Genomic DNA, 18405 nt, shown 5'->3' with positions numbered 1-18405 from the left:
TCAGGGATCGATAGGACGAAAGGTCGGCCGGGTCAGGGATCGATAGGACGAAAGGTCGGCCGGGTCAGGGATCGATAGGACGAAAGGTCGGCCGGGTCAGGGATCGATAGGACGAAAGGTCGGCCGGGTCAGGGATCGATAGGACGAGAGGTCGGACGGGTCAGGGACCGGCCGGGCCAACCGATTCGGGTCCCACTCAGTCCGTCCCGTGAACGCGGGCCGTCGTCGACGCCGAATCGTCCGGACTGGCGACCACGAGGTCCACCGTCACGTCAGTCGCAACCGGGTAGGTCTCGTATCCGAGCGCGATGGTCTCGGTGGCCTCGGCCGGGAGCTCCAGGTGCTGTGAGTCGACTTCGTCGCCGCCGACGAGCAGGCGGATCTGCCCCGACGCCGAGCCGGGACCGTTGTTGCCGACGCTCGTTCGCACCTCGAGGTACTCGCCGCCGTCGACCGGCGCGTTGGTCCCCGCGATCGAGACGTTCAGTGCGCCCTCGCCGTCACCCGGGTCGCCGTCGTCGGCGTGGACCGCGACCCCTACGGAATCCTCGTCGGCCGATCCGGAGACGGTGACGACGAACTCGACGTCCCGTTCGACCTCGTAGGTCCGGTAGCCGAGCGTCGTCGTGGCCGTCCCTCCCGCGGCGACCGAGACGGTCGCCGTGTCGACGACCTCGTCGCCGACCACGAGTTCGAGGTCCTCCTCGACGTCGCGCCCGCTATCGTTCGCGACGGCCGCCGTCACCTCGAGGCGGTTTCCCGCGCTCACCGGATCGTTCGTCCCCGTGATCGAGACGCCCACGTCGCCGGTCCCGTCGGCGGCGTGGACCGCGACGGTCGTCTCGTCGGCGTCGTCCGCGCCCTCGGCCCGAACCGCGAACTCGACGTCCTGCTCGACGGGATAGGTCTCGTAGCCGAGCGTGATCGTCGTCTCGTCCGCCCAGTCGAGCGCGACGGACTCGGCGTCGACGACCTCGTCGCCCACGACCAGCGAGATGTCCTGCTCGTTCGGACCGACCATCATCATGTCGCCGACGTTCTCGAGGTGAACCTCGACCTCGAGGCGGTCGCCGGCCTCCACGGGCGCGTTGGTGTCGACGATGGTCACGTCGAAGGGCTGGCGGACCGTCGGGCCGTCGGCCGAGGCCGCCTCGCTGAGCCGGCCGTCCGCGGTCACGGCGTGGGCCACCGTCGGATACCCGAAGTCGATCCAGTGGGGCGTCTCGTCCAGTTCGAGGGTCGAGGCGTCCCGCTCGCCCTCGACGTCCGCAATCTCGACGACGGTGTAGTTGCGCCCCTCGACCCAGATCACGCGGTCGAGGCGCTCCTCGGCGTCGGCGACGTCGGCGCTCACGACGATTCCGTCGTTCACCCCGACGGTCGCGTCGGGTCCGGGGTCGGTCGACAGCGAGTCGACCGACGGCGCCGGGGCCCCGCCCTCGTCGACGGTCACCGTCCAGCCGACGGTCTCCCCGTCGTGATCGGCGGCGATCTCGTACGCGCCGAGCTCCTCGAACGTCGCCGAGAAGGTGGCGTCGCCCGTCGCGTACTGGAGATCGCCCATCAGCGGTCCGCCGCCGAGCTCCTCGGGAACCTCCCACTCGACGGCCGTCGGCTCGACGTCCTCAGGGACGGCCGCCTCGAAGAGCACGGTCGTCCCGGGCGCGACGGAGACCTCGTCGTCGGGCGCGCGGCGCTCGATCGCGTCGGGACGTCGCGACGCTCCCGCGCCCGCGGCGAGTCCTCCGATGCCGGCGGCACCGACGCCGGCGATGTACTCTCTGCGTCTCATACGAGCACGGAGGGAATCGAGATACAATATTTTTCGCAATTAATGGGTAGATAATAACTCACTCGGCCGGACTCTCACGTGTTCGTGGACGTTTCTCCGCGCCGGAGGCCGTCGTCAGTCCCGCGAATTCGATCGAAGCGCTACGTTCAAGTGCCGTCCCCGACTCAGTACCATCCGAAGCGTGCGCCGGTGTCTCACCGAGCGAAGCGAGGTGAGGCTCGGGGCGCGCGACCGAAGCGAGCGTGCGCCGGTGGTGAGCGGTTCCGTACGGAACCGCGATCCGCGGGGCGCGAGGAACGCGGTGACGAAGCGTGCGCCGGTGTCTCACCGAGCGAAGCGAGGTGAGGCTCGGGGCGCGCGAACGAAGTGAGCGTGCGCCGGTGGTGAGCAAATCCGACGGATTTGCGATCCGCGGGGCGCGAGGAACGCAGTGACGAAGCGCGCCGGTGGTCTAGTGGTAGGACATGAGCTTCCCAAGCTCATAGCCCGGGTTCGACTCCCGGTCGGCGCACTGGCGCGGCGAGTAATCCGCGAGCCGCGGCTGTGGTCGTGGGAGTCGAAACACGCGAGTCCCGGCCCGGACCGGGCGAGCGGAGCGAGGTCCCGGTCCGGACCGTCTCGCCATCGGGGTCGACTCCCGGACGGCGCGTTTCTGGGAGGTTCTCCCGGACGCGACCGGACCGTCGAGACCGCGTCAGTGGACGTACTCCTCGGCCAGCGTCGCGGGCGAGATGGCTTCGAGCTCGCCCTCGTCGACGTAGCGACGGAGCTCGGTGGCGAGGGCCTCCACCGACGCCGCGGTATCCCCGCCGACCCGGTGGAAGACGACCGACGTAATCGCGCCGACCTCGGCCGTCACCTCGAGCAGGTCGCGCGCCTCCTGCGGATCCGGATCGTGAACGCGGGGACAGAGGTGCGGGTTGGCGACGTGGCCGGACGCGGGAAAGTCGCCGGCGAACGCGAGGTCGTGGTGCTCGCCGACGGCCTCGTAGCTCTCCTCGTCGAACCTGCCGCCCGGGAACGAAAGGTACCGGGGGTCGTAGTCGCGCTCGTCGAGCCAGTCGGCCGCCTCGGCGACGTCCGACGCCCGCTCGTCGGCCTCGAGACTGGGCAGCTGCAACCCGCGGGCCCCGTGACTGCCGACGGTCCAGCCGGCGTCGGCGAGCTCGCCCAGCTGGTCCTCCGTCAGGCGGTCGCCGTCCTCGTCCAGGCTCTCGCGGACGCGGTCGGTCGCGACGAACGTCGTCGCCGGCAGCTCCCGTCGCTCGAGGATCGGCAGCGCTCGCGTGTAGTCCTCCTCGTAGCCGCCGTCGAACTGGACGAGCACCGCTCCGCGCTCGGGACGGTGGACGAAGAAGAAGTCGTCGACCCACAGCTCGCCGGCGTGGTCCTCGTCGACCCAGAAACTGACGCGGATCTCGACGATCCGCTCGAGGTCGACGCCGCCGGCCATCCGCCAGAAGCCGAAGTTCCGTCGGACGAACGGGTGCTCGGGCGCCGTCCGCTGGCGGAACTCGATCGACTCGCCGTCGGCGTCCAGCAGCTGGATCACGACGACGGTCGCGTGTTCCGACGCCACCGCCATCCCGGGGACGACCCCGGAGCAGTCGAGCGGCGGGTCGAGCGACCGGACGATTCGACCGTCGGTGCCGACCTCGTTCACTTCGACGTGAGCCGCCTGCGAACCGGTGACGGTGCGCTCGTCGTCGCCGGAGAGCGAGCCCATGCTCGCCTCCCAGTCGTCGAGGGCGTCGAAGTCGTCCCACGTGTCGGCGTCCGCGGGCGGCTCCTCGCCGGGCTCGGGTTCGTCCTCCCCGGAGCCGTCGGACTCGTCGTCGCCGGTATCGCGCGCGAGACAGCCCGCCGTTCCGAGGGTCGCGACCGTCGCCGTCGCGAGGTACGTCCGCCGGCGCATGTTACGCGTCACTCGGGACCCCGAACCTATCGTTATGCGCTCGGTGACCGTCCCGAGCGCCGACCGACGGTGCGCGTCGTATCGGGAGCCGGGAGTGGCGTCGGCGAGATCGGCGCGGAGAAACGGCTGACGAGGGCACTCGCTCGGATCCTCGCCCGTCACGCACCGGTGAGGCGGAGCGCCGGCGACCGGAGCAGTCGGGAGACCGACGAAGCGGGCTCATTCCGACCGAAGAGGCCGGGAGGCCGAGTCGGTGCGACCGCGGCCGCTCACTCCAGCAGGCCGAGATCCTCGAGCCGGGAGACGATCTTGTCGACCGCGTGCTCTGCGTCCTTCGGCTTCTTGCCGCCGGTGATGACGAGCTTGCCGGAGCCGAACAGCAGCGCGACGACCTCCGGTTCGTCGAGGCGGTAGACGAGCCCCGGGAACTGCTCGGGCTCGTACTCGATGTTCTCCAAGCCCAGCCCGATCGCGATCGCGTTCAGGTTGAGGTTGCGACCGAGGTCGGCCGAGGTGACGATGTTCTGGACGACGATCTCGGGGTCCTCGTTGACCTGGATCTGGAGCTCGCGCAGCTTGTCGAAGACGATGCGCAGGCTCTCGTGGACGTCGTCGGTGCTCTTCGCGCCGGTGCAGACGATCTTCCCGGAGCGGAAGATGAGCGCGGCGGATTTGGGATTCTGGGTACGGTAGACGAGACCGGGGAACTGCTCGGGGTCGTAGTCGGCCCCCTCGAGGTCCATCGCGACGCTCTGGAGGTCGAGTTCCTGTCCGATTCCGGTCGACGCCACCACGTTTTCGATGTTGATGGTATCCTTCGGGTCCGTCATCAGTCGCTTAAAAAGACGTATTTAACCTTTATAAAGGTTGGTACCGCCGCCTGATTTGTCCGGTATCTTGACTGTGTCCGACGGGTGTCAGACGCGCGCTCGCGCCGACGAACGCGGGGTTCGAGGGTCGACGAACGCGGGGTTCGAGGGTCGACGGGGGCCGCCGTCTCCGGCCCGGGAGCGGCGTGACGCCGGCAGAACGAGGCCACCGCACGACGGTCGCCCGTCTCGTGAAACGGTACGCTCATTGCCCGGGACGGGCCACTGTCCCCCGTGTACTTCCTCGAACTCGGGGGCGAGGACGACGCCTTCGCGGCCCTGGAGGCCCGTAGCGCCGCGACCGCCGTGACGCTCCTCGCGCCGGGGGTCGCGACGGCGGGGACGATCTCGCCCGAGCGCGTTCGCGGGCTCGCGTACACTCGCCGTGCCAGCGAACTGCTCGGGCGCACCGACGCCGACCTCGAGAGCGCGCGGGCGCTGCTGAACGCGGCGTCGATCGATCGAGCGGGAACCGTCGCCGTGCGCGTGACGGACGTCAAGGGGTCGACGGGCGTCGACACCGCGCGCGCCGAGCGCGTCCTCGGGCAGGTGCTCGTCGACCGCGGCTTCGAGGTGGACCTCGACGAGCCCGACCACGTCCTGCGCGCCGCCTTCGGGGCGGGCGAGGTGGCGGCCGACGCCGCCGCGGTGCTCGACCCCTCGGACGAGCCGACGGCGGACGGTCCCGTCGATCGCTCGTCGGTCTGCGCGCTGGGCTGGCAGGTCGCCGAGAGCGTTCGCGACTTCGGCGACCGCAAGCCGACGGCGAAGCCGTTCTTCCAGCCCGGGAGCATGGACCCGCTGCTCGCGCGCGCCGTCGCGAACGTCGCCGGCGCGCGACCGGGGGCGACCGTCCTCGACCCGATGTGCGGCACCGGCGGCGTCCTCGTCGAGGCCGGGCTCGTCGGCGCGGACGTCGTCGGCACCGACGCCCAGTCGAAGATGGTCCGCGGCGCGCGCGAGAACCTCGTGCACTTCCTCGGCGGCGAGGGCGGCCCGCCGGAGCGCGTCGCGGAACGCCCCGGCCCCGCGACACCCGGGTCGTTCGACGTCGTTCGCGCGGACGCGACGGCGCTCCCGCTCGCCGACGGCGCCGTCGACGGCGTCGTCTTCGACGCGCCCTACGGCCGCCAGTCGAAGATCGAGACCCACGATCTGGAAGACCTCGTCGCCGGCGCGCTCGCGGAGTCCCGTCGGGTGGCCGACCGCGCCGTCATCGTCGCCGACCGCTCCTGGGCGGGCCGTGCGCGCGCCGCGGGCTGGACCATCGAGGCTTCCGTCGAGCGGCGCGTCCACCGATCGCTGACGCGGTACGTGCTGGTGCTCGCGTGAGCTGGGCGGCCGTCCGGAAACACGAGCCGATCGCGACGGCCGAAGAGCGCGCCGTCGCACCCAGCGACTGAGAATCGTCGACCGGCATTATCGGCTGACGGTCCCGATCGACAGAACGCAATGCACCCGGAAACGCTCCGTGCGAAACTCGACGAGTACGGCGAACTGATGGTGACCGTCACCGAGTTCGACCAGCCCCTGGAACTGCACCGCCACGACGCGGAGATCGGCGACGAGCTCGTCACGCTCGAACTGGCCGACGGGACGCTCGAGTTCGCGGTCGACGAGGTCGTGGCCGCCTGGAAGCACTACCACTCGCTGGCCGACTACGGACTGGAGTGACGGCGTAGCGGGGCGAAAACGGGCGGTGTCACGCCCTCGTCGAGAGCGCCCGCTCGCGCAGCCGCTCGCCCTCCTCGCTCTCGACCGCGAGCTCGGGAACCGGGACCGGCTTCCCGTCCTCGCCGACGGCGACGAACGTGAACGACGACTCGGTGGTCTTTTCGGTCTCGCCGGTCCGGGGTTCCTCGCGCCAGGCTCGCAGCGCGACCCGGACGCTCGTCCGCCCCGCGTCGTAGACGTAGGCCTCGACGAGCGCCGTGTCGCCGATCTGGATCGCTCGCTCGAAGTCCAGCTCGTTCACCCGGGCGGTGACGCAGGTCTCGCCGGCGAAGCGCATCGCCGACATGGCGCCGATCTCGTCGAGCCACTTCATCAGGTTGCCGCCGTGGAGCGTCTGGTGGTTGTTGGCGTGGTGGGGCTGGACGCGAAACCGATTGCGAATGCGCGTCTCGAGGAGGCTGACCATGACGGGCCCTTCGCAGGGAACGCCGTTAATTCTCCGCCCGAGAAGCCGTCGTCCGACCGGGTCGATCCCCCGCACGGGTTATCAGTTACGTCTGGCGATCTCCACGGCCGGCGCTCGGTCCGACCGACGAGACCTCACGACCGGCGCTCGGTCCGACCGACGAGACCTCACGGCCGGCGGGCCAGTCGCGCCCGCGTCGCGCGGACCGTCACCCCGAGCCCGAAGACCGCGCTCGCGAGCGACGCCGTCCAGACGTACTCGCTCCCGGTCGCGCCGGCGACGAAGAGTACCGCCAGGGCCACGATCCAGAGGAAGATCGCCGTGACCAGCCCGATCCAGAGCCCCTCGAGCACGAAGGGGCCGACCAGCCGGAAGAGCGCCAGCGCGGCGAGCAGCCCGACGGCGAGCGAGCCGACGACGAGATCGAGCACCGGGACGTCCGCGACGACGGGCGCCTCGTTGGTCGCCAGCACCAGATAGCCCGCGACGGCGACGGCCGCCGAGAGGCGGTCGAACCAGGGGCCGCGACCCGATATCGAGGCTCGCTCCCCGTCGACCTCGGGCGCGTCGGCGTCCGCGTTCTCCGTCCGGTCGTCGGTCGCCGCATCTCCCTCCGTCGCGTTCGTGCCGGTCACCGTCGGTTTCTCGTTCGTGCCGGTCACCGTCAGTCACCTGTACGTGCCGGTCATCGTCGATCCTCCGATCGTGCCGGTCATCGTCGATCCTCCGATCGTCCCGGCCGTCGTCGATCCTCCGATCGTCCCGGCCATCGTCGATCCTCCGATCGTCCCGGCCGTCGTTGGCTCGTCGTTCGACGCACGGTCACGCCTCCCGCCCCAGCTCCGCGAGCAGGTGCGAGACGTGGATCCGGTCGCTCGTCCCCTCGTGCATCTCGAACTCGACGTCGGCGGCGAGGCGGTGGAGGCGCGCCAGTTCCGCTCCCTGGTAGCGCTTGCGCCCCGCCTCGAGGATCGCGCCGAGCACCTCGTCGCCGTCGAGGCCCTCGTCGACGAGCAGGTCGTCGAGCGTCTTGCGGGCGTCCGTGAACTCGCCGGCCTCGGCGTCGTCGAGCATCGACGTCACCTCGTCGTCCAGACCCACCTCGCCAAGGACCTCGTAGGCGGCGCTCATCGTGATCTCGTCGGCGTCCAGCGCCGTCGTCTGGGCGGCCAGGATCGCCTCCCGGAGGTCGCCGCCGGCGTAACCCGCGACGAACTCGAGGCCGTCGTCGTCGTAGTCGACGCCCTCGGCCTCGACGATCCGCTCGAGGACGGCGACGGTCTCCTCGCTCGTCGGCGCGCGCATCGTCACCGGGAAACAGCGCGAGCGGATCGGCGGGATCAGCTTCGTCGGCTGGCGGGTCGTGATCACGAACTGCGTGGTCCGGTGGTGCTGTTCCATGATCCGACGCAGCGCCTGCTGGAAGTCCTCCCTGACCGCCTCGGCGTTGTCGAGGACGATCGTCTTGTACGCGCCCGTGACCGGCGCGTAGCTCGCCGACTCCTTCAGCACGCGGTTGATCATGTCCCGCTTGGACATGCTGGATCGACCGACGAGGAAGCCCTCGAACCGGGGATCGTTCTTGATCTCGGTCTTCGTCCGACCGAAGAAGTCCGCGACGTTGATCTCGATGAGGTCGGCGTCCGGCTGGTCGTGGGCCTCTCGAGCGAGCGCGCGCGCAGCGGCGGTCTTGCCGGCCCCCGGCGGTCCCTGGAGGATCAGGTTCAGCGGTTCGTCGACGGCCCGCTCCAGGTACTCGCGGGCGTCGTCCTGGGGAAGCTCCGACAGCGCCGGGGCGTACTCCTCGGTCCAGAGCGGGGCGTCCATCGACTGCGGATAGGGCGCGGGCCGGTAAAGAATCGGTCGGTTGCCCGTGGCGGCGATCGAACCGACGCCCGCGGCGCCGATCGAACCGACCTCGCGAGCGGGACGGGCGGTCACGTCGCCGATCGGAACGGTCGGCCGCCGCCCGCCCGCGGATCGGCGCTCACTCCTCGCGTTCGCCGGCGAGGTCGATCGACTCCGCGATGCGCTCGCCGTCCTCGTCCTCGTAGGCGCTCGCGCCCTCGACGTCGTCCGGATCGCCCTCGTAGGCGACCGCGGTGACGTTCTCGTCGTCGGCCACGTCCGCGATCTCGACGGTCAGGTTCTCGTGGACGCCGGCGTCGAGCTCGTCGCTCGTCCCCGCGACCGCCCCGTCCTCGTCCTCGACGGCGACGAAGCCGCCGTCGGGGAGGCCGACGTCGACGCTGACGCTGGATTCGTTCGCGTCGGTCACGGAGAGCGACGGCGGCCCGTCGTACTCGACCTCGAGCTCCCCGTGCGTGCCGTCCTCGGCCGTGTAGACGCCGTAGGTGTAGTTGCCCTCGCCGACGTCCGCGACGTCGACCTCGAACGAGACCTCGCGGCTCTCGTCGGTCTGCAGCGTGAAGACCTGTCGCTCGTAGAGCCCGCCGTCGATCCGGAACTCGACGTGCTGGCGGAGCTCGGCGTCGGTCGGATTGGAGACCACGGCGACGAACTCGGCGGTCTGGGTCGTCGTGGCCTCCGTCGGCCCCTCGAGGTCGCCGACGACGAACGAGTCGGCGGGCGCGTCGTCGGTGCGGTCGCCGGTCGTCACCGCCGCCGTCTCCGCGACGGGGTAGCCGTCGACGACGTACGGTCGATCGCCCGCTTCGTCCTCGTCGTCGGGGTCGGGCCGGAACTCGCCGTCCTCGGTCCGGTCCTGGTAGACCGTCGCGGTGAGCCGGCCCAGCAGCTCCGCGTCCTCGTCGTCGCCGGGCTCGACCGTGAGGTTCTCGTGCGCGCCGGCCTCGAGGTGCTCCGAGACGGCGATCACCTGGTCGCGCTCGTCGGTCACGACGACGAAGCCGCCGTCCGAGAGCGAGACGGCGTCGACCTCGACGCTCGAACCGTCCCGTTCCTGGTCTTCGAACGCGATCGACGCCTCCGGGTCGTCGGCGACGTCGGCGCCGAAGATGGCCGGCGCCTGGCCGACGACCACGCCGGCGCCGACGACGATCCCGATCGCGATCAGGAGGGCCGCGATGAGCTTGAGCCGACCGAACGAACCGTTGGTGGACATGGGCGAAAGCGGGTACTGTCTCGCCGTACGTGCTCGACGTACTTGACTTCGCCTTTCCTAACGGCCGTCGTCGCGCGTCGATCGGGAGGCGAAGGTGCGCGGCCGGCTGCCGAGTCGGTCGATCCGCGGTCGGTCGCCGTCAGCTTCGACGGCGTCCGCGAGGAGGGAATCGAGATCGGCGACGGCGCCGACGCGGACCTCCGGGAGGCGGTCGCCGACGCGATCGACGAGTCCGCGCCGGCGTGCGCCACGACCGCGAAGTCGACCGGTCGACGCGCGCTACGATCGCGAGGTCGATCGACGGATACGCGAGCGATGAATTCCTCGCCAACCGCCTCGCAGACGAGGGGATCGTCATCAGGAAGGTCTGGGACGAGCGCCGCGCCTGCGCCGATCCGATCGTCGAAGGGTCGCCGCGACGTTCGGCGACCTCGCGGGCGACGCGGATCGCAACCGCCGACCGACCGATAGCCGGGAGGTGCCGTCCCCCGACTTCGAAGGGGGTTTAGCCGTCCCTCCCTCACCTCCGCTCGATGTCGCTGCGCGTGACCTTCCTGGGAACGAGCGGGGCGGTGCCGACGGTCGAGCGGAACCCGAGCGGCGTCTTCGTCGCCCGCGAGGGCGACTCGCTGCTGTTCGACGCCGCCGAGGGCACCCAGCGCCAGATGATGCGCTTCGCCACCGGCTTCGACGTCTCCCACCTGTTCGTCACGCACGACCACGGCGACCACGTGCTCGGGATCCCCGGGCTCCTCCAGACGATGGCGTTCAACGACCGCGAGCGGCCGCTGACGATCCACGTCCCGCCCGGCGCGCGCCGGCGGGTCCGCTCGCTCGCGTTCGCGCTCGACGCCCGCCTCAGCTTCAATGTCGACGTGGTCGAGGTCCGCCCGGGCGAGGTGGCCCACAGCGCCGACGAGTACGAGGTGCGGACCTTCCGGACCGACCACGACACCAGCTCGGTGGGCTACGCCCTCGTCGAGGACGAGCGGAAGGGTCGCTTCGACCGCGAGCGCGCCGAGGAGCTCGGCGTCCCGGTCGGCCCCAAGTTCTCCCGGCTCCACGAGGGCAACCCCGTCGAACTCGATGACGGAACCGTCGTCCGCCCCGAGGAGGTCGTCGGCGAGCCCCGTCCCGGCCGGAGCGTCGTCTACACCGGCGACACCCGGCCGACCGCCGAAACCGTCGCGGTCGCCGACGAACCCGACCTGTTGATCCACGACGCCACCTTCGCCGACGACCGGGCCGACCGGGCCGCCGAGACCGCCCACTCGACCGCCCGCCAGGCCGCCGAGATCGCCAACCGCGCCGACGCCCGCCGGCTGGCGCTCGTCCACCTCTCCTCGCGGTACGCCGGCGATCCGTCGGCCCACGAAGCCGAGGCTCGCGAGACGTTCGCGGGCGAGGCGGATCGCGTCTTCGTTCCGGACGACGGCGACGAGGTCGAGATTCCGTTCCGGGACGCGTAACGTCGCTACCGCGGAATGATGCGTCCCGTCGCTACCGCGGAATCGCCGTCATTCCGAGCGTCGCGAAGTCGCCGTCGTACGCGAGCACGTGGTCCACGTTCCGCTCTCGCATCGTGACGGCGATCATGTGGTCGGTGAACGAGATTTCGTGATCGTCGTACGTCGTGAGCCCCTCCCCGACGGCGTCGAACCGAGATTCCGTCTCGTACAGGAGTTCGATCGCGTCGGACCGGACGATCCGTTCGAACGCCTCGCGGGCGAGCGACGGCGTCGCCTTCGACTGGAGCAGCGTCACGAGTTCGTCGACGACGTACGTGTGGGTGTACAGCGGTCTGTAGGGCGTCGATCCCATCAGGACGTCCTGGAAGAACTCCCGCGTTCGCTCGTGTTCGTCCGCTCGCGGGTGGAAGTACGCGAAGAGACCGCTCGTGTCGAGAAATAGTGGCGTCGGTCCGTCCGTCTCGGGCTCGAACCGGGAAGACGGCATTCACTCGCCACCGTAGAGGTAGTCGTCGGTTTTCGTCGCCGTCACCCGCTCGGTGTCGACCGCTGGCGGCTCGTAGTCAAAAAAGGGATCGTCCGGATCCGGTCGATCCCTGGCACCGACGTACTCCCTCGCCGCCTCGTTCAGCGCCTCCTTGAGCGTCTTCCCTTCGCGCTCGGCGACCGCTCGAAAGCGCTCGTACTCCTCCGCGGAGAGTGCGGTCTGCACGACCGTTTCGTCGGATCGTCCCATGTCCATGTTTACCTCCATGTCCATGTCGACGCGCCGAGACCATCAACGTTCCCCTGTTGGGCCCCGGCGTCCGTCGATCGGCGGTCTCGGCGACCCCGCGGCGACGAGAGCGAACCGCGTCGTGGGTGCCGCCCGTTCGACTGTCCCCTGGCCGTCGAGATCGCGACCGGGCCGACCCGTTCCCGCGTCGGATTTATAGCCCGCTCGTTCCTAACGCCCCTCGTGAGCACGCGAACGAGTGCGCTCGACGCGGTCGTCTTCGGCGTCGACGTCCAGAGCGGCGACGTGCGCGGAGACGCCCCGTCCTACGCGCTGGTGATCCTGGACGGCGACGAGATCGAGCGGGACGTGGTCTCCCACCGAAAGCTCAGGCGGCTGATCGCCGACCGGGAACCGGCGATCGTCGCCACGGACAACATGTACGAGCTCGCCGAGGACAAGGACGCCCTCGTTCACTTTCTGGGAGCGCTGCCGTCGGCGACGAAGCTGGTGCAGGTGACCGGCGCGGAGCGCCCCGAGACCCTCTCGCGGGTCGCGAAGCGCCACGGGATCCCGTACGGGAGCGACCCGATGCAGGAGGCCGAGGCCGCGGCTCGGCTGGCCGCCCACAGCGTCGGCCAGGAGGTGTCGGCGTTCACCGACACCACCGAGCTCAAGGTCTCTCGGGGACGCTCGACGGGAAGCGGCGGCTGGAGCGAGGACCGCTACACCCGCAAGATCCACGGGGCGGTCAGGAATCGGGCTCGCGACGTCGAGTCCGCGCTCGAGGAGGCGAACCTGGAGTACGAGCGGGAGGTCCGGGAGGCCTACGGCGGCTTCGCCAACGCCGTTTTCACGGTCGAGGCCCGTCCCGCCGACATCCCCGTCTCGCGGGAGCGCTCGGGCGACGTCCGGATCGAGATCGAACGGCTGCGCCGGGACGGCATCGAGTTCCGCCCGCTGGCCAAGCGACTGGACCGCGTGATCGTCGGGATCGACCCCGGGACGACCACGGCGGTCGCCATCGTCTCCCTCGACGGCGAGGTCCACGACGTCTGGAGCTCGCGGACGAGCGACGCCGGCGACGTGATCGAGTGGATCGTCGAGCGCGGGCGACCGGTGGTCGTCGCCGCCGACGTGACGCCGATGCCGGAGACGGTCGAGAAGTTCCGCCGCAGCTTCGACGCCGCCGGCTGGACGCCCGAGCGCGACCTGCCGATCGACGAGAAGCAACACCGGACCCGCGAGCACCCCTACGACGACGACCACCAGCGCGACGCCCTGGCCGCGGCGCTGTTCGCCGTGGACGCCCACGCCGACCAGTTCGAGCGCATCGCCGCGAAGGTGCCCCAGGGGATCGACCGCGGGCGGGTCATCGCCCGCGTCGTCGCCGGCGACGAGAGCGTCGAGGCGGTCCTCGCCGACCTGACCGACGACGAAGAACCCGCCGACGAGACCGTCGAGCACGAGCCCCGCGAGCTCACCCCCGAGGAGAAACGGATCCGCTCGCTCGAGGGGCGGGTCGAACGCCTCCGGTCGCACGTCGACCGACTCGAGGGACGACTCGGCGAGCGCGACGATCGCATCGAAGAGCTCGAAGGGCAACTCCGGAGCGCCCGCAGCGAGGAACGCCGGGAGGTCCGCAAGGATCGCGAGGTATCTCGACTGGAACGGCTGGCGAACCAGCTCGAGCGCGAGCGCGACGCCGCCCGGGAGGAGGTCGCCGAACTCGAGAAGAAAGTCGAGCGCATGAAGGCGCTCTGGAAGCTCGACCACTCGAACTTCAGCGACGTCTCCGCGAAGAAGGAGGGGCTGGTCCCCGTGAAGGTGGTCGAGAAGTTCACCCGCGACGCGATCCGTACGGCCGACGAGGCCTACGGCATCGCCTCCGGCGACGTCGTCTTCCTCCGGGACGCCAGCGGCGCCGGCCGCTCGACCGCCGAGCTGCTCGCCTCCTTCGAGCCCCGGGTCGTCCTCAAGCGAGGGGGCCTCTCGGACGTCGCCGACGCCGTCCTCTTCGATCGCGAGGTGCCCGTCGCGCCCGCCGACGACGTCGCGATGCAGGAGGTCGACGAGCTCGCCGTCGCGCGCGAATCCGACGTCGAGGAAGCGATCGACGACTGGCGCGAGCGGGCCCGCGAGCGGAAAAAGCGACGGAAGGCCTCGATGGTCGACCGACTCATCAGCGAGCACCGCGCGGGCGACAACGAGGCCTGACTGGGTCGCGGCCCGAATCGCCGACCGCCGGCCGGCGGCCGCGCGTCTTCCATCGCGTGTGCGGCGCAACGGGAGCGGCGCCGTTCGTCCCCGCGAACCTCCGACCGTCCGACGCGAACGCGGCGGCTCCGGGTCAGTCGGCGAGGCCGGCCGCGGCGGCCATCATCGGCACCGCTTCGGGCTCGACCTCCTCGGTCAGGTCCTCGAACTCGTCGACCGGACCGTCGACGAACGGCGCGTGGCCCACGACGCCGATCGCCAGCATCCCGAGGACCGGGAGCGCCACGCCGTGGGCGACCGGCGTCAGGAAGCCGATCGCGTCGCCGGCGAGAAGCGCCTCGACGATCGCCACGAGGACCAGGTCGGAGTACTGAACGGCGTACTCCGTGGGCCGAATTGCGTCTCGGTGCCGGAAAACGGTGCGGCGGCACGTGCAGGCTGACAACCGGCGCTCTGGGCAGGCTAACGACCGGCCCCCTGGGTAAGGTGACGGTGCGGCGCCCCGGGCAAGGTGACGGTGCGGCGAGGCGCTGACTGCCCCGACCGTGGCGGTTCTGTACTCCCTCGCGTCGGTGTTCCCGGAATCCAACCCCGAGGTCGAAACGGTCGCGGCGACGGTTCCGACGGTTCGGAGCGTGAGCGATCGACCGTCGTCGGCGCCGCCACGACCGCTGCCGGTTCGGCCGACTCAGAACATCCCGAAGGACCTTAGCAGCCCGGAGACCAGCCCCTGGGCGACCAGGCCGAGTCCGGCGATGACCATCGAGATCCCGGCCGCGACGATCAGACTCTCGTAGGCGATCAGTCCCACGCCGGCCAGCAGAAGAACGACGCCGACGATTCCCTTCGTTCCGAGATTGCGAAACATACTCCGGGGTGCTCGCCCGGGACGATTAAACGCGGTGATTTCCCCGTCGTGGGCGAGTGGGCAACGCGACGGCCGGGGAAGCGCACGGTTCTCGGGTCGACGTTCCCGCGGCGGTCCGTCGGCCGGCCCCGATCGACGCGAATTCGAAGCGGCGGCGATCCCGGTCCGCCGCGAACCGAAACGGCCATTCGGCACGAATGTCGACTCCCCGTATGGACGTCCCGTCCACCGTCCGGGCGGCCATCGAGGACGTGCCCGTAGAGGGTGCGCGCTGTCTCGAGGCCGGCGCGGGAGCCGGAAACATGTCGGCAGCACTGCGAGAAGCGGGCGCCGCCGACGTCCTCGCGGTGACGAACGATCGGTCCCACGCGACCGAGGTTCGTGACCGGTTCGACGGCGGGCCGCCGTCGGCGGTGCGAGCCGACCTGCGGTCGACGCCGCTCGCCGACGATAGCGTCTCGGTCGTCACCGCGCACGCGCTGTTCAACGTCGTGACGCCGGCCGACGCGGCGGCGATAGCCGCCGAATTCTCCCGCGTCGCCGAGCCCGGCGCGTGGCTCGTCGTCGACGACTACGCCCCGATCCCCCACGACGGCGTTCGCGCGCTCTTCGCCGCTGAGAACGCCGCCGCGGAGCTGGCCGACGCCGCGCCGGCGCTGACGTTCTACCCGTCGACTCACCTTCGCCGTCTCTTCGAGGCCGAGGGCTGGCGGTTCGAGCGCGAGCGGAACCTGCTCGATCCCGTGCCGTGGACGGCCGCCCTGCTCGACGCACACGCCGACCTCGCGCGGGAGAACGCCGCCCGGCTCGACGATCCGATCGCCGCGGCGCTCCGCGGGGAGGCGACGCGACGGCGCGAACGCCTCGGCGACGGCGTCGAGACCGGTCGGATGTACGGCCTCGCGTTCCGGCTCGAGCGGTGACGGACGCCCGCTCGACGGCGAACCCGTCGGCGCCGTCGTGACCCGTCGTCACCGTCCCGAACGATGCCGGCCGCGCGACGAACCGATATCGGCCGCGGAGGTGACGGCCTCCGGGAAAGATCGTTCCGCCGGACCGTTAACAGTTAAACGCCTCCGACCCCAACCGGAAGCCATGAGCGACGAGGAGGGTGGTCGCAAGAACCTCCGCATGCCCGAGGACGACGAAGTGTTCGCGACGGTCACGAACATGCTCGGCGCCAACCGGGTCGAAGTCCGCTGCGCCGACGGCACGGAGCGAACGGCCCGCATCCCGGGAAAGATGCAAAAGCGCATCTGGATCCGCGAGGACGACGTCGTCCTCGTTTCCCCCTGGGACTGGCAGGACGAGAAGGCCGACATCACCTGGCGCTACGAGAAGAACGAGGCCGACCAGCTCAGGCGGGAAGGCCACATTCGGTAGAACCGACCTTTTGCGCTGCGTTCGTGTCGCGCCGACGGCAGCGACGCTGCCGTACGGCGCGCCGACACTCGGCAAACGGTCGATCAAAAGCGCTCCTCCTTCCCTTCCACTCGCTTCGCTCGTTCCAGGTTAGTCGTCGGCCCGCGAGCGCCGATGGCGCTCGCGGTGAACGGCTTCGCTGGCTCGCGGTTCGCTTCGCTCTCCGCTCGCATATCCGCGGTTCTCGCCCCTTTGGGGCTTCGAACCGCGCTCCTCGGATTCTTCGAACCGCTCGCTCGCCGATAGGATGCTCACCGTCTATTCGAGCGCCACAGCCGTCTATTCATCGGGCCCATTTCGTCGGGCCTCGCGCAGCGAGTTTCCCGACCGGACCTACAACCCTGCCACGTCCTCGATCGCGTCGGTCAGCGCCCGGATGCTCTCGACGTCGTGTTCGCCCATGTGGCCGATGCGGAACGTCCGCTCGCCGAGCGCCGAGCCGTAGCCGTTCGAGAAGACCATGCCGTACTCCTCGGAGACGGCGGCGATGGTCTCGGCGACGTCGATCCCTCGGGCGTTCTCGATGCAGCTCACCGTCCGGGACTCGTAGCCCTCCTCGGGGAACATCTCGAAGTGCTCGCGGGCCCACTCGCGCGTGTACTCGGCCATCTCGCGGTGTCGCTCGTCGCGAGCCTCGTGACCCTCTTCCAGCATGTACTTCATCTGTTTGCGGTAGGCGAGCATGATCGGAATCGCCGGCGTCGAGTGGGTCTGGCCCTTTCGCTCGTAGTAGTCGATCGTCCGCTGGAACCCGCCGTACCACGACGCGGACTCCTTCTCGACCTCGCGCTCGTAGGCGTCCTCGCTCACGACGCAGACGGCGAGGCCGGGCGGCATGGCGAACGCCTTCTGGACGGAGGTGAAGATGACGTCGATGCCGTGGGCGTCGATGTCGACGTAGTCCCCGCCCAGCGCCGAGACGGCGTCGACGACGAAGTACGTGTCCGGGTACTCGGCGACGACGTCGCCGATCTCCTCGATCGGATTTCGGACGCCGGTGGAACTCTCGTTCATCACGCAGGTGACGACGTCGTAGTCCGTTTCGCTCGCTTCGAGCGCCTCGCGGACGTCCTCGGGCTTGACGGCGGTGCCCCACTCGTACGCCAGGGTGTCGACCGTCTTGCCGAGGCGCTCGGCGATGTCGGCCTGGCGCTCGCTGAAGCTCCCGCAGGTCGTACAGAGGACGTTCTCGTCGACGAGGTTGAGGATCGAACTCTCCATGAATCCGGTCCCCGACCCCGTGAGGACAACGACGTGGTTGTCGGTGCCGAGGAACTCCGCGGTGTCCTCGACGATCGTCGTGTAGAGGTCGGTCATTCGGTCCATCCGGTGACCGAACATCGGCTCGCACATCGCTTCGATCACGTCCTCGCGCACTTCGGTCGGGCCGGGAATGTACAGCGTCTCGTCGGGATAGTCGTCCCTGTATTCGCGTTTGTTCGTCACGGGAACCACCTGAATACGGTTCACTGCGTCGCGAGACGGTTTGGTACTTGTGATGGCGCCAAGAATACGGCGACTCGGCGGCGGTCGCCGTCGGACCGACCGCTCAGTCGGCGGCCACGGCGCCTCCGGATCCCGACCGCTCCGCGCCGGAGCGCGGGACGTACGGGTTGCCGGCGACGACGATCTCGTCGACCCGGCGCGTCGGCCGCGTCGGCCCGTAGCCGACCGTCGGCGCGACGTGACGCCAGAGCGCGTCGAGCTTGCAGAGCGCGAAGCCGACCAGGATCAGCGCGAAGCCGACGATCGTCTCGACCGTGATCGCCTCGCCGAGGGCCGCCCAGCCGACGAGCGCCGCGATCGGCGGCACGGCGTAGTTCACGAGGCTCAGCTCCGTCGCGCCGACCCGATCGAGGAGGACGAAGTATGCGAGGAATCCCCCGGCGGTGGCGACGACGGCGAGGTACGCG

20 protein-coding genes and 1 tRNA gene are annotated in these 18405 nt (G+C 70.1%); 7 read left to right on the top strand and 14 right to left on the bottom strand.

Annotation, left to right across the window (positions count from 1 at the left end; translation table 11 throughout):
- Positions 1-196 precede the first annotated feature (196 nt).
- Positions 197-1792: a hypothetical protein gene (locus tag QZT59_RS09105; RefSeq protein WP_290814566.1), complete on the bottom strand. Its 1596-nt coding sequence runs from the start codon at positions 1790-1792 to the stop codon at positions 197-199.
- Between the two features lie 440 nt (positions 1793-2232).
- Between QZT59_RS09105 and QZT59_RS09100 the strand changes: the two genes are divergently transcribed.
- Positions 2233-2303 (top strand) — tRNA-Gly (locus tag QZT59_RS09100).
- Between the two features lie 183 nt (positions 2304-2486).
- Here QZT59_RS09100 and QZT59_RS09095 read toward each other — a convergent pair.
- Both QZT59_RS09095 and QZT59_RS09090 read right to left on the bottom strand, forming a co-directional pair.
- Positions 2487-3707, bottom strand: coding sequence for a polysaccharide deacetylase family protein (locus QZT59_RS09095; RefSeq protein WP_290814563.1), 1221 nt, complete (start codon positions 3705-3707; stop codon positions 2487-2489).
- Between the two features lie 269 nt (positions 3708-3976).
- Positions 3977-4537 carry a TATA-box-binding protein gene (locus QZT59_RS09090; protein ID WP_005554970.1) on the bottom strand — a complete coding sequence of 187 codons (561 nt, stop codon included), beginning with the start codon at positions 4535-4537 and terminating at the stop codon, positions 3977-3979.
- Positions 4538-4810: 273 nt separating this feature from the next.
- Between QZT59_RS09090 and QZT59_RS09085 the strand changes: the two genes are divergently transcribed.
- Positions 4811-5908 (top strand): methyltransferase domain-containing protein, encoded by a 1098-nt coding sequence (locus QZT59_RS09085; protein ID WP_290814538.1) that lies wholly within the window; start codon positions 4811-4813, stop codon positions 5906-5908.
- A 120-nt stretch (positions 5909-6028) separates the two neighbouring features.
- Positions 6029-6250, top strand: a complete 222-nt coding sequence (locus QZT59_RS09080) for a hypothetical protein (RefSeq protein WP_290814535.1) — start codon at positions 6029-6031, stop codon at positions 6248-6250.
- A gap of 28 nt (positions 6251-6278) precedes the next feature.
- Here QZT59_RS09080 and QZT59_RS09075 read toward each other — a convergent pair whose 3' ends face one another.
- The 4 genes from QZT59_RS09075 to QZT59_RS09060 form a co-directional block, all read right to left on the bottom strand.
- Positions 6279-6716, bottom strand: coding sequence for an acyl-CoA thioesterase (locus tag QZT59_RS09075; protein WP_290814532.1), 438 nt, complete (start codon positions 6714-6716; stop codon positions 6279-6281).
- A gap of 167 nt (positions 6717-6883) precedes the next feature.
- Entirely contained in the window at positions 6884-7378 is a 495-nt protein-coding gene (locus QZT59_RS09070; protein ID WP_290814529.1) for a hypothetical protein, read from the bottom strand.
- A gap of 160 nt (positions 7379-7538) precedes the next feature.
- Positions 7539-8543: an AAA family ATPase gene (locus QZT59_RS09065; RefSeq protein WP_290814525.1), complete on the bottom strand. Its 1005-nt coding sequence runs from the start codon at positions 8541-8543 to the stop codon at positions 7539-7541.
- 160 nt (positions 8544-8703) lie between these two features.
- On the bottom strand, positions 8704-9801 hold the full coding sequence (locus tag QZT59_RS09060; RefSeq protein ID WP_290814522.1) for a hypothetical protein: 1098 nt from the start codon (positions 9799-9801) through the stop codon (positions 8704-8706).
- Between the two features lie 533 nt (positions 9802-10334).
- Between QZT59_RS09060 and rnz the strand changes: the two genes are divergently transcribed.
- Positions 10335-11270 (top strand): ribonuclease Z, encoded by a 936-nt coding sequence (rnz, locus tag QZT59_RS09055; protein ID WP_290814519.1) that lies wholly within the window; start codon positions 10335-10337, stop codon positions 11268-11270.
- Between the two features lie 31 nt (positions 11271-11301).
- On the opposite strand, the gene QZT59_RS09050 is transcribed toward rnz, so the two are convergent.
- Entirely contained in the window at positions 11302-11757 is a 456-nt protein-coding gene (locus QZT59_RS09050) for a type II toxin-antitoxin system VapC family toxin (RefSeq protein WP_290814516.1), read from the bottom strand.
- The gene (locus tag QZT59_RS09045) at positions 11758-12030 is read right to left on the bottom strand and encodes a hypothetical protein (RefSeq protein WP_290814513.1); all 273 of its coding nucleotides are present in this window, start codon (positions 12028-12030) and stop codon (positions 11758-11760) included.
- A 198-nt stretch (positions 12031-12228) separates the two neighbouring features.
- On the opposite strand from QZT59_RS09045, the gene QZT59_RS09040 reads away from it, so the two are divergent.
- Positions 12229-14202: a DUF460 domain-containing protein gene (locus tag QZT59_RS09040; protein ID WP_290814510.1), complete on the top strand. Its 1974-nt coding sequence runs from the start codon at positions 12229-12231 to the stop codon at positions 14200-14202.
- Positions 14203-14335: 133 nt separating this feature from the next.
- On the opposite strand, the gene QZT59_RS09035 is transcribed toward QZT59_RS09040, so the two are convergent.
- Together QZT59_RS09035 and QZT59_RS09030 are read right to left on the bottom strand one after the other, a co-directional pair.
- Complete coding sequence (locus QZT59_RS09035) at positions 14336-14554, bottom strand: hypothetical protein (protein ID WP_290814508.1); 219 nt, start codon at positions 14552-14554, stop codon at positions 14336-14338.
- Positions 14555-14890: 336 nt separating this feature from the next.
- Complete coding sequence (locus QZT59_RS09030; RefSeq protein WP_290814505.1) at positions 14891-15070, bottom strand: hypothetical protein; 180 nt, start codon at positions 15068-15070, stop codon at positions 14891-14893.
- Positions 15071-15282: 212 nt separating this feature from the next.
- On the opposite strand from QZT59_RS09030, the gene QZT59_RS09025 reads away from it, so the two are divergent.
- Entirely contained in the window at positions 15283-15993 is a 711-nt protein-coding gene (locus tag QZT59_RS09025) for a class I SAM-dependent methyltransferase (RefSeq protein ID WP_290814502.1), read from the top strand.
- A 172-nt stretch (positions 15994-16165) separates the two neighbouring features.
- On the top strand, positions 16166-16453 hold the full coding sequence (eif1A, locus tag QZT59_RS09020) for a translation initiation factor eIF-1A (RefSeq protein ID WP_290814499.1): 288 nt from the start codon (positions 16166-16168) through the stop codon (positions 16451-16453).
- 83 nt (positions 16454-16536) lie between these two features.
- Here the strand turns inward: eif1A and QZT59_RS09015 are convergent, their stop codons facing one another.
- The 3 genes from QZT59_RS09015 to QZT59_RS09005 form a co-directional block, all read right to left on the bottom strand.
- Positions 16537-16665 carry a hypothetical protein gene (locus tag QZT59_RS09015; protein WP_290814496.1) on the bottom strand — a complete coding sequence of 43 codons (129 nt, stop codon included), beginning with the start codon at positions 16663-16665 and terminating at the stop codon, positions 16537-16539.
- Between the two features lie 160 nt (positions 16666-16825).
- Entirely contained in the window at positions 16826-17938 is a 1113-nt protein-coding gene (locus QZT59_RS09010) for an alanine--glyoxylate aminotransferase family protein (protein ID WP_290814493.1), read from the bottom strand.
- Positions 17939-18041: 103 nt separating this feature from the next.
- The coding region (locus tag QZT59_RS09005) for an EamA family transporter (RefSeq protein WP_290814490.1) at positions 18042-18405 on the bottom strand (364 nt) is incomplete at its 5' end.

It is taken from the genome of Halovivax sp., from assembly GCA_007119345.1.
In the GTDB taxonomy this organism is placed as follows: domain Archaea; phylum Halobacteriota; class Halobacteria; order Halobacteriales; family Natrialbaceae; genus Halovivax.
This window is presented reverse-complemented; position numbering and strand designations above follow the sequence as displayed.